Raw genomic sequence first — 11457 nt, forward strand, 5'->3', positions numbered from 1 at the left:
CAATTATGCTCACGCGCGTACAATTTGAAGTTTATTGCTTTTCGCTACCCAAAGTAACCCATGTGGTGCAATGGGGGAATGCCTCTGTCTTCAAAATTGGTGGCAAGATATTTGCGATCTACAGCCGCTGGGATGATGCGGATCAGGATATCATCAGTTTCAAATGCTCGGATCAGTCTTTTGCCATTTTGCCGACGCAAGAAGGCATTAGACCGGCTAAATATCTTGCGCGGGCAAAGTGGGTGCAGATTTCGCACAAAGCGAATTGGGATGAAGAGACCTGCCAAGCCTATATCAAACAAGCCTATGACATTATTACCGCCAAATTGACAAAGAAGACGCGCGAAGAACTCGAAATCTAGTCAACTTTGCTGCACCAGTTGCCAAGCGCAATTGATTTTGTCTAAATGGCTCAACAACAACGGAGTTTATCGTGCGCTATTTGGTTTTAACGGCCTCGTTCTTGCTTTTGGCAGTTTTGGCGGGTTGCGCGACGTTGAGCAAATCGCAGTGCCAAACAGGCGATTGGCAATCTGTGGGTGAGGCCGATGGTCGGGCGGGACATTCAACGGCACGCTTTAGCGAGCACAATGAAGCTTGTTCAAAGCATGGAATAAGCGTTGATCGCAGCCTATATAACAAAGGCCATGCCGCCGGGCTCAAATTCTATTGCACCCCAAACAATGCAGCGAAAGTGGGTTTGGCCGGTCGCTCCTATAATGGCGTGTGCACTGGGGAAATGGGCATCAGTTTTTTGCGTATTTATCGCGAGGCCAACGACGTCCACTCAATAGACAAAGACATAGAGTCATTGCAAAATCAAATTGAAACCCTAACCGAAAAGCTGGCTCAACCGGATATCACCCAAGCAGACCGCGACGATATTGTGTCAGATATCCGCTTCTTGAATTACGACGTATCGCGAAAAATGCGCGATCGGGCAAGAGAGGATGCTGAGCTGCGCCAAGTTTTGCTGGAAGAGCAAAATAGACTCTCCCGCCTTTAAACCAAAAAGGCGGCCATTGGCCGCCTTAATGATCAGTAGTTTGCGTTAGCTGAATTCTTATGACGTCGGTTGTTTCACAATCCGCAAATATGGCTTCATTTCATTCCAGCCTTCTGGGAACTTCTTAGCTGCATCTTCATTTGAAAGAGCTGGTACGATGATTACATCGTCACCGTCTTTCCAATTCACTGGCGTTGCCACTTGGTGTTTAGCAGTCAGCTGCAATGAATCGATAACGCGCAGCACTTCATCAAAGTTCCGGCCCGTTGAGGCTGGGTACTCGATCTTAAGTTTGATTTTTTTGTCTGGCCCGACAACAAAAACGGACCGCACGGTCAAGGTGTTGTCAGCAGACGGGTGGATCATCGAGTAAAGTGTTGCCACTTTTCGTTCTGGGTCAGCAATCAGCGGGAAGTTGAGCGCTGTGCCTTGTGTTTCTTCAATGTCGCCTACCCAGGCCTTGTGATCTTCAATTGGATCAACAGAAAGGCCGAGCACTTTGACCCCACGCTTATCGAACTCAGGCTTTAGTTTGGAGGTGTAACCCAACTCAGTGGTGCACACTGGCGTAAAGTTTTTCGGGTGCGAGAACAAAACTGCCCAGCTACCCTCAATATAGTCATGAAAATTGATGTGGCCTTCAGTGGTATCTGCTTCAAAATTGGGGGCTTCGTCGCCAATTAGCAATCCCATGATATTATTCCTTTGTGAGATTTTGTATTACATTCAATATGGGGTGTCGTAACCCAAAAGAGAATGCCCAAAGAGGAAAACTTTTTGCCAAAAGTGCAAATGCAACGAAAGGTTATGCTCCGAATTTTGTGTGGAGAGAAATTTCAGGAAAGCAAGTGCAGCAGATCACGCAGAATGTATTCTTCGTGCAGCAAAAACACGAATGGTGGCGTGATCGAAAACACCAGCGCGATTTGCCAGCGCACAGACTTAAAGCGGGCAATTGCGTATGCCAAAAGCATCGCAGCCGCCATGAACAATAGTTCTGCATTGTGAACGGTCAAAAACCTAAGCAGTTCTTGCATTTTACATAACCCAATCTGCCCCCAATTGTTTCAGGCAACAGGGTACGCGCTTAGGTTTGTTTTGGCGTGAAACTGCTGGATTGCCTTTTATTCAAAGGCAATCCAGCAAACTCGCTTTAGTGCCCGGCATCCAGACGACCGGTTTGCAGGTCATAATCTGTAGCAACAGCATATTCTGGATCATCTTCTGCTGGCTCAACCAATTGCCCAGCTTTCTTAAGCAGATTTTTGCAATCGTTTGAAAGATGGCGCAATTTTAGCTTGGTGCCATTGGCTTCATATTTTGCGGCCAAAGCTTCAATAGCCTGCAACCCAGAGTGATCGACCACGCGTGACCCTGCAAAATCGATAATCACTGTTTCTGGGTCTTCTTTGGGATCGAACAAGAGAGAAAAACTCTCAATGGAACCAAAGAACAATGGGCCTTCAAGCTTGTAGATTTTTTCTTTATCGCCTTCGTGATACCCGGGTGTCGTGGCGTGCATACGCGTTGATGCGTTCCACGCGTAAACCAGCGCGGCTACGATTACACCGACCACCACAGCAGTGGCCAAATCTGTTGCGACAGTGACCACAGTCACAAGCACAATCACAAATGCATCTGCACGCGGAATGCGCATCATGATTTGAATGGAGCGCCAAGCAAATGTGCCGATCACCACCATAAACATTACGCCGACGAGTGCAGCCAATGGAATTTGCTCAATTAGGCTTGAGGCAAAAAGGATAAAGGCAAGCAAGAACAGCGCGGCTGAAATGCCTGACCAGCGCGTGCGACCGCCAGATTTCACATTGATCATAGACTGCCCGATCATGGCACAGCCGCCCATGCCACCAAAGAATCCCGTGATAAGATTGGCCAAACCCTGGGCAACGCTTTCCTTGGACGCACCACCCTTTGTTTCGGTAATTTCTGCCACAAGGTTTAAGGTGAGCAAAGATTCAATCAGGCCGATCGCTGCAAGAATAACAGCGTATGGCAAAATGATCTGCAATGTTTCAAAATTCAAAGGCACCATTGGGATATGGAACTGGGGCAAGCCCCCTTTAATGGATGCCAAATCGCCAACGCGGGGGACGTCCAAGTTTAGAAAGATCACCGCCAGCGATACAACGCCAATTGCGAGCAAGGGTGCTGGGATAAACTTAATATATTTGCCGCCCCAGTGGATGATCATCATCGTCACAACGGTCAGGAATAGCATGAGATATAAGGGCATCCCTGTCATCCATTCACCGCCCGCAACACCATGTCCCCCGCCGGTCGCTGAACCAGGCACTTGGAACTGACTCAATTGAGCGAGAAAAATCACGATAGCTAGGCCGTTCACAAACCCCAGCATAACAGGATGGGGGACCATGCGGATGAATTTGCCCCAGCGCATAATACCAACGAAAATCTGAATGATACCCATTAACACGACCGTTGCGAACAAATATTCAATGCCATGCTGAGCCACCAAGGAAACCATAACAACCGCAAGCGCGCCGGTTGCGCCTGAAATCATACCCGGACGCCCGCCAAGTATGGCGGTAACCAAGCCAACGATGAAAGCGGCGTAAAGCCCCACCAGCGGATGAACCCCTGCCACAAATGCAAAAGCAACGGCTTCGGGCACCAATGCCAAAGCAACGGTTAGTCCAGCAAGAATATCGATGCGAAGCTGGGCGGGTGACGGCGCGACAAAACCATCGGCTGAAGCGGATAGAAAACGATTGAACAAAATGAATGGACTCTCTGATCTGTTTGGCAGGCCATGCCTGACGAAAAACCCCTATGTTTGCGCGGTTTAACGTAGTTTGATGTCACAAGCAAGATAAGGGTGCGATCTAGCGCCGATGACGGTTTGTTTCGCGCATCGAACGCCCCATGATGCTTTCAAGCCACCGAACGATCAGCGACAATGAAATGGTCATCACCAAATATAGGAATGCAACAACGTTGTATGTTTCAAAAAACTTGAATGTAGAGGCCGAATAAACCTTCCCTAATTGCGTTATATCTTGCACACCCAACACCGACACTAGCGCGCTATCTTTGATCATCGCCACCAGTTCATTGCCCATTGGCGGCAAGATTAATTTGAAAGCTTGAGGGGCGACGACAAAACGAAAGGTGTGCCACCGGCCCAACCCCAGTGCCTTTGCTGCTTCAACTTGACCCCGGTCAACTGCTTCAATGCCGGCACGAAAAATTTCAGCAATAAAAGCGGAATAGGAAATTGTGAGCGCAATGATCGCCCGCCATGTGAAATCGAAGCCGCGCACGGTCATCTTTCCAAATAACCCCAATTCAATCAACGGGTTCATTCCCCAGTTGAAAAAACCGACAAACCATGGGGCACCCACAAACGCTATGTAAAACAGCAACACCAGCATGGGAATGCCGCGCACAATTTCTATGTAAAATGTGGCCACTTCACGCAAAACACGAAGTGGGGAAACGCGCGCCAAAACAACAATAGTGGCCAAACAGACGCTGAGCGTAAAGGCAACAAGTGTCACATAAAGCGTAGTGGAAACGCCACGGCTCAGCGCGAAGAAGATCGTCTGATAGCCCTGATCCGCAATGATGGACCACAGCACCACAACAGCGCACAAAATGGCAGCGAGCAACCAAAAGGGGATCTCGCGTTTGGCTGTCGTTTGCATAGGGGTCATTAGGGGGACAAACTCTGGGCTGGTAGGATGGGTGCCCACCAATGGTGGGCACCAATTACGCTTATTGGTTGGCTTTATACTCGTAGAACCACTTCTGGTTCAGTTTTTCGAGCGTTCCATCTTCGCGCATAGATTTCAGGGCCGCATTAATTGGTGCAACAAGGTCGGAACCCGGTGTAAAGATAAAGCCAAAATCTTCGGTGCCCAAAGCGTCACCAACAATTTTGAAAGCTCCTGGATTTGCGCCCATATAGCCTTGTGCAGATGTGCTATCCATCAATACAGTATCGACGTCGCCAACTTTAAGAGCTTGCACACTTGCACCAAACGTCTCAAACAATTTGATCCGCGGGTTGGCTTCATCACCATCAAGCATGTCGTATACAGCCACATAGAAGTTGGTTGTGCCCGGTTGCGCCCCGACCAGCAGATCTGCATTTGCGGCAAAACTTGAAGCGTCGGTAAACTGGGTTTCGTTAGCACGCACCAGCAGGAACTGTTGCGAAGTCATATAGGGCTCCGAGAAGTCAATTTGCGTTGCCCGTTCGTCCGTAATTGTTATTCCATCCATACCCACATCGAACTGGCCATCGCGCACAGCTTGTATCATGGTGTCCCAACTTGAAATCTGCCAGTCAACTTTTGCATTCAACCGCAAAGCGATTTCATTGAAGGCATCATACTCCCAACCAATGCCTTCCCCCGTTTTCGGGTCTGCAAAATTGAGCGGCGTATAGGCGTTTTCGGTTACGGCGACGATAGTGCGCCCGCCTAAATCTGGCAGGCTTTCAGCGGCTGCAATTGTAGTGGCGCCCAAAAGTGCTGCAAAGGTCGCAGCCATTAAACTTGCAATTTTCATAATTCACTCCCCAATATCGCAATTCGTATTATTGAAATGTTGGCCAAAACTGTATGGTGAGATGCAGCGCTTGAAAAGGCCTATTGCGTTTTATACAAAGGTGCAATGTTGCAAATGAATGGCAGAAACCATAATTGAGATTGACAATTTGGCCGCTTGCCTATTCTTGGCGTTGAAGTTGGTGAACAGCGAATTGCTGTGGCACTATTACATTCGGATTGATTGGAGATTTTCGAATTGGAAACAAGATTGGGTGCCGAAATCTACGGCATTGATCGTTGGGGACACAAGATCCTCACAGTTCTGCCAAATGGTGACGCTGGGCTCGTTGACGTGATGAACCCCAAGGCACTTCCTGTAAGCATTCCCTCGATCGTGAACGATTTGGCGGAACGCGGAATTCATTCGCCAATTTTGCTGCGCGTTAATTCCTTTTTGCAAAACAGTCTTATCGAACTCAATCAAGGGTTTGCAAAAGCCATAGATGGTTACAAATATGGCGGCGATTACCGCGGTGTGTTTCCAATCAAGGTCAACCAACAAGCAGAAGTAGTTGAACGGATCGTTGAGACCGGACGCCAATTTAGCTATGGGCTAGAAGTTGGCTCAAAGCCTGAGTTATTAATTGCGCTGTCGCAAAACCTAGCCAAAGACAGTTTGCTGATTTGCAACGGCGTGAAGGATGAAGAATTTATCCGCTTAGCGATCCTATCCTGCAAAATCGGCTTTAACACGATTATTGTTTTGGAAAGCCCGAAAGAGTTGGATTTGGTCATCCGGGTATCCAAAGCACTTGGCGAGAAGCCACGACTTGGTGCGCGCATTAAGCTCACGCACCAGATCACTGGGTATTGGGCAGAGAGCTCGGGCGATCGCTCAACCTTTGGCATGACCACCGATAATGTGGTTGCGGTAACTGAGCGATTGAAGGCAGAGGGCATGGAAGATTGCCTGATCCTACAGCATTCGCACTTGGGCTCTCAGATATCCGATATCAATGATGTACGACGCATTGTGCAAGAAGCTTGTCGCTTTTACACGGAGCTCAAATCGCTTGGCATGCCCCTCAAGTTTCTCGACCTTGGCGGTGGCCTTGGCATCGATTACACGGGTGAAAAACAATCGAACGAAAACTCCGTCAACTATAGTTTGCCAGAATATTGCGAAGCTATCGTTGAAACGGTCAAATATGCGATGGATGAAGCCAAGATTGAACATCCTAATATCGTGACCGAAAGCGGGCGTGGCGTTGTTGCACTGTCGTCAATGTTGATTTTTGATGTATTGGACGCCACCCTATACGATAGCGCAACCTTGCCGGAAACCGGCGAAAATGCACATCATTTGATCAAAGACCTTTTGGCCATTCAGGGCTATTTGTCCACAAAACGTCTGCAAGAATGCGTGAACGATGCGATTTATTATCGGGATGAAGTGCGGGCTTTGTTCCGGCGCGGCAACATGGATATTAAGTCGCTCGCCCAAGCTGAAACCGTTTTCAGATATTTGGTTGCCCAATTTAAGACACTGGCGGCTGATGCTGAAACGTCCGCACAACTTGAAGAGCAACTGGGCAGTTTCGCCGATATTTATCACGGCAATTTCTCGCTTTTCCAATCTCTTCCTGATGTTTGGGCTATTGATCAATTGCACCCAATTATGCCGTTGCAACGGCTAAACGAAACACCGCATCGCCAGGCCATGCTGTCCGATATCACATGTGATTCAGATGGTAAGATCGACCGATTTGTGCTTGCTGACGGAATATCAAAAACCCTGCCCGTGCATGACCTAAAAGAAAACGAAGACTACTACATCGGCGTATTCTTTGTTGGCGCATACCAAGAAACACTGGGTGATTTGCACAATCTTTTCGGCGACACGAATGTTGTCACCGTGGCGTTGGGCAATGATGGGAACTTTGACCTGCTGCATGAAGTTGAGGGTGATACCATTTCTGAGGTTCTGGAGTATGTGGAATATGAGGCCCAGACATGCCTTGCAACATTCCGCAAACGTGTTGACAACGCTGTAAGTGAAAAGAAGTTGTCGATTTCAGAACGTCGAGTGCTCATTGCAGCTTACAAAGACAGCTTGAGTGGCTACACTTACTTCGAAAAATAGTTGAACTTTAAAACCACCCTCAACCTAAAAAGGGGAACTTTGATGGGCAAGACACTTGTCATTGGCGCCGGGGGCGTTGGATCTGTTGCTGTTCACAAGATGGCAATGAATAGCGATATTTTTACCGACATCACATTGGCAAGTCGCCGCAAATTTAAATGCGACGACATAGCCAAATCAGTAAAAGAACGCACTGGGGTTGAGATCAAAACCGCTGAAATCGATGCAATGGATGTGGAAGCCACCGCTGCCTTGATCAAACAAGTGGGGGCGGACCTGGTGGTCAACCTCGCTTTGCCCTACCAAGACCTTGCAATCATGGATGCATGCTTAAAGGCTGGTGCAAACTACCTTGATACGGCAAACTATGAGCCTGAAGATGAGGCAAAGTTTGAATATCATTGGCAATGGGCTTATCAAGACAAATTCAAAGAAGCGGGACTGACAGCTATTTTGGGCTCTGGGTTTGATCCCGGTGTAACATCTGTGTTCGCGACTTGGTTGCGCAAACACAAGCTTGATAGCATTCGCCAAATCGATATTTTGGACTGTAATGGCGGGGACAATGGCAAAGCCTTTGCGACCAACTTTAACCCAGAGATCAATATTCGCGAAGTGACAGCGCCCGCGCGGCACTGGGAGAATGGTGTATGGGTGGAAAGCCCAGCCATGACGCACAATTACAAATTCGACTTCCCAGTTGTTGGGGAGAAGAACATGTATTTGATGTATCATGAAGAGCTTGAAAGCCTTAAAACGCACTTCCCAGAAATTCAGCGCGCGCGTTTTTGGATGACCTTTGGTGATGCTTACATCAATCATGTGACCGTTTTACAAAACATCGGTATGACGTCGATCGAACCAGTGATGCATGACGGCAAAGAAATCATTCCTTTGCAGTTCCTTGCTTCAGTGTTGCCCGATCCAAGCGATTTGGGCGAATTGACCAAGGGCAAGACCTGTATCGGTGATATTGCAACAGGTAATGCCAAAGATGGTGCGGGCGAAAAGACCTATTACATCTACAACATTTGCGATCACGAGGAGTGCTACGCAGAAGTTGGCTCGCAAGCTGTTGCCTATACAACGGGTGTGCCTGCCATGATCGGCGCGGCGCAATTCCTAAAAGACAATTGGGCACAACCCGGCGTTTGGAACATGGAGCAGCTTGATCCTGATGATTTCATGGACATGCTCAACAACCATGGCCTGCCTTGGGAAGTAAAAGAGCTGGACGGCCCCGTCCAATTCTAAACAATAAAGGCGAAGAGATGAGCGATTTTGGGTTGCCACAAAGCGGCGATGAAGGCGACTTTGGCAAATTCGACCTTAGGTCTGTCCCCTCGCCTTGTTTTGTTGTGGACGAGGTTGCAATTGAACGCAACCTCGCCATTTTGGCCGCTGTGAAAGCGCAGTCTGGGGCAAAAGTGCTGTTGGCATTGAAGGCATTTTCTATGTTCTCACTCGCGCCACTTGTGCGCACATATTTGGACGGCACCTGTGCTTCCGGACTGTTTGAAGCCCAGCTTGCCAACCGGCATTATGGCGGATCACTGACCACATTTTGCGCGGGTTACAAGCCACAGGATTTGCCTGAAATCATCAAGCTGAGTGACCATCTCATCTTCAACTCTGTTGGGCAAAAGGATCGTTTTTCTTCGATTGTTGAGACGATGCGTGCTGCAGGCGAACAGGTTTCAATTGGGCTACGAATTAACCCTGAGCATTCTGAGGGGCACACAGAGAAGTACGACCCTTGCGCGCCTTGCTCCCGTTTGGGCATTCCCGTTTCCCAATTGCGCACGTCTGATTTTGTGGACGTTGAGGGCATTCACATGCACACATTGTGTGAGCAAGGTTTTGAACCGCTTGAGCGCACTTGGGCCGCGATCTTACCCAAAATTGAACCCTACTTGGCAAATCTCAAATGGATCAATTTTGGTGGGGGGCATCACATCACGCGCCCCGACTATAATCGCGACGGGCTGATTGAGTTCATCAAAGATATCCGAACCAAACATCAAGTTGACGTATACCTTGAACCGGGCGAAGCCAGCGCCATTGATGCGGGCATCTTGGTGGGTGAAGTCTTAGACTTACCCAAAAACGACAAGCAGTTGGCCATCACAGACATATCGGCGACCTGCCATATGCCTGATGTAATTGAAGCACCTTATCGTCCAGCGATGTTGGGAGAAACCAATAAAGGCACAAGCTTTTTGTTGGGTGGACCTTCGTGTCTTGCGGGCGACATTATTGGCGAATATCAACCAGCGGCCCCATTTGAAATTGGGGATCGTTTTGCCTTTTTGGACCAAGCCCATTATTCGATGGTAAAAACAAACACCTTTAACGGCGTTCCATTACCCGCGATTGCAATTTGGAATTCGCAAACCAACCAAACCCGCCTCATCAAGCAGTTTGGCTATGATGATTTTGAACAGCGACTTTCTTAGAAAAGAGCAAAATGGCTGACTTCCTTGACAGTGAACTCACCGGCGCCGAGCGCAATATTGTTGGTGCAAAATTCGTAATTGTCCCCATGCCACTTGAACGCACAGTTTCCTACGGTTCAGGCACCGCTGGTGGGCCTGATGCAATTATTGAAGCTTCCAACGAGCTAGAACGCATTTGCCCTGAGGGGGAACCTTGTAGCAAAGGTATTGCCACTGTTGATGCGGTTCTTTGCGAGGGTGATTTGCCCGACGTAATGGAGCGGTTGGCACGGCAAACGCAAACCATCGTTACGCAGGGCAAAATTCCGGTAACATTGGGGGGCGAACATTCCCTCACTTATGGTGCAGTGAAAGGCGTTTCTGAAGGGCTCGGCCGCAAAGTTGGCATCGTTCAAATCGACGCCCATGCGGATTTGCGAATTGCTTATCAGGGCGAAGAACACTCTCACGCATCCGTTATGCATTTGTTGTGTGAAGATGGCCATTCACTTGCCCAATATGGCGTGCGTGCCCTGTGCCAACAAGAGGTAGACAGTCGCGCCAGAAATGGGGTTACCTTTATCGATGGGGAAGAGTTAGTTACTAAGAATATCAATTCAATTGAATTGCCTGAGGGCTTCCCAGAAGATATTTACATTAGCTTTGATGTTGATGGGCTAGACCCATCCATTATGCCCGCAACTGGCACGCCTGTGCCAGGTGGATTGGGTTACTATCAAGCACTGAACATCGTGCGTTCGGCCCTTGTTGGACGCCGCTGCGTTGGCATGGACATTGTTGAATTAGCACCAAACCGTGATAGCCAAGCCTGGGATTTCACTACGGCACAGATCGTCTATCGCATTATGGGCATGGTTGCATAAACCGCCTCACGGTGCTAACCCATTTTGAGATATCTAGCTGGCGAAAATACCGTCAAAGTCGGCAAAACCTTTGACCTCAATCGGGTTACCCGAAGGGTCAAAGAAGAACATGGTGCTTTGCTCGCCTGGTTCGCCTGCAAACCGTGTGGTGGGTTCTATGACAAATTCTAGGCCGGCACTCTGAAGCTTCTGTGCCAGATTGTCCCAATCGGTTTTGGGCAAGATCATCCCCAAATGAGGCATAGGCACCATATGTTCACCCACTTTTCCCGTGTTCGCCACCGGAAAAGGGGTGCCCAAATGCAATGAAATCTGGTGTCCGAAGAAATCAAAGTCGACCCATGTGTTTGTGCTGCGCCCTTCTTTGCAGCCCAGAAGGTCGCCATAAAAGGCGCGCGCTTCATCCAAGTCTGTCACATGATAGGCAAGATGAAAGCGCGACTTTGACATG

General features: G+C 48.7%; 12 protein-coding genes. 6 read left to right on the forward strand and 6 right to left on the reverse strand.

Annotated features, from left to right (window positions below; translation table 11 throughout):
- Positions 1-5: 5 nt before the first annotated feature.
- Both O4H47_RS05830 and O4H47_RS05835 read left to right on the forward strand, forming a co-directional pair.
- Complete coding sequence (locus O4H47_RS05830) at positions 6-362, forward strand: MmcQ/YjbR family DNA-binding protein (RefSeq protein WP_269393021.1); 357 nt, start codon at positions 6-8, stop codon at positions 360-362.
- Between the two features lie 71 nt (positions 363-433).
- Entirely contained in the window at positions 434-1006 is a 573-nt protein-coding gene (locus tag O4H47_RS05835) for a DUF2799 domain-containing protein (RefSeq protein WP_269393022.1), read from the forward strand.
- Between the two features lie 57 nt (positions 1007-1063).
- On the opposite strand, the gene O4H47_RS05840 is transcribed toward O4H47_RS05835, so the two are convergent.
- From O4H47_RS05840 to O4H47_RS05860, 5 genes are all read right to left on the reverse strand, one after another.
- Positions 1064-1699, reverse strand: a complete 636-nt coding sequence (locus O4H47_RS05840) for a peroxiredoxin (protein ID WP_269393023.1) — start codon at positions 1697-1699, stop codon at positions 1064-1066.
- Positions 1700-1842: 143 nt separating this feature from the next.
- Entirely contained in the window at positions 1843-2043 is a 201-nt protein-coding gene (locus tag O4H47_RS05845) for a hypothetical protein (RefSeq protein WP_269393024.1), read from the reverse strand.
- Between the two features lie 116 nt (positions 2044-2159).
- Positions 2160-3767, reverse strand: coding sequence for a SulP family inorganic anion transporter (locus O4H47_RS05850; RefSeq protein ID WP_269393025.1), 1608 nt, complete (start codon positions 3765-3767; stop codon positions 2160-2162).
- 106 nt (positions 3768-3873) lie between these two features.
- Positions 3874-4704 (reverse strand): amino acid ABC transporter permease, encoded by an 831-nt coding sequence (locus tag O4H47_RS05855; RefSeq protein ID WP_269393026.1) that lies wholly within the window; start codon positions 4702-4704, stop codon positions 3874-3876.
- Between the two features lie 61 nt (positions 4705-4765).
- A complete protein-coding gene (locus O4H47_RS05860) occupies positions 4766-5563 on the reverse strand; it encodes a transporter substrate-binding domain-containing protein (RefSeq protein ID WP_269393027.1) in 798 nt (265 codons plus the stop codon).
- Positions 5564-5800: 237 nt separating this feature from the next.
- On the opposite strand from O4H47_RS05860, the gene speA reads away from it, so the two are divergent.
- The 4 genes from speA to speB are packed head-to-tail and all read left to right on the forward strand — an operon-like array spanning position 5801 to position 11006.
- Complete coding sequence (gene speA / locus O4H47_RS05865; RefSeq protein WP_269393028.1) at positions 5801-7687, forward strand: biosynthetic arginine decarboxylase; 1887 nt, start codon at positions 5801-5803, stop codon at positions 7685-7687.
- A gap of 42 nt (positions 7688-7729) precedes the next feature.
- Positions 7730-8941 carry a saccharopine dehydrogenase family protein gene (locus O4H47_RS05870; protein ID WP_269393029.1) on the forward strand — a complete coding sequence of 404 codons (1212 nt, stop codon included), beginning with the start codon at positions 7730-7732 and terminating at the stop codon, positions 8939-8941.
- A 17-nt stretch (positions 8942-8958) separates the two neighbouring features.
- Positions 8959-10143: a carboxynorspermidine decarboxylase gene (gene nspC / locus O4H47_RS05875; protein WP_269393030.1), complete on the forward strand. Its 1185-nt coding sequence runs from the start codon at positions 8959-8961 to the stop codon at positions 10141-10143.
- Positions 10144-10154: 11 nt separating this feature from the next.
- Positions 10155-11006: an agmatinase gene (gene speB, locus O4H47_RS05880; RefSeq protein ID WP_269393031.1), complete on the forward strand. Its 852-nt coding sequence runs from the start codon at positions 10155-10157 to the stop codon at positions 11004-11006.
- Positions 11007-11039: 33 nt separating this feature from the next.
- Here speB and O4H47_RS05885 read toward each other — a convergent pair whose 3' ends face one another.
- On the reverse strand, positions 11040-11456 hold the full coding sequence (locus O4H47_RS05885) for a VOC family protein (protein WP_269393032.1): 417 nt from the start codon (positions 11454-11456) through the stop codon (positions 11040-11042).
- Position 11457 lies beyond the last annotated feature (1 nt).

It is taken from the genome of Maritalea porphyrae (assembly GCF_027213965.1).
GTDB classification, from domain to species: Bacteria; Pseudomonadota; Alphaproteobacteria; order Rhizobiales; family Devosiaceae; genus Maritalea; species Maritalea porphyrae_A.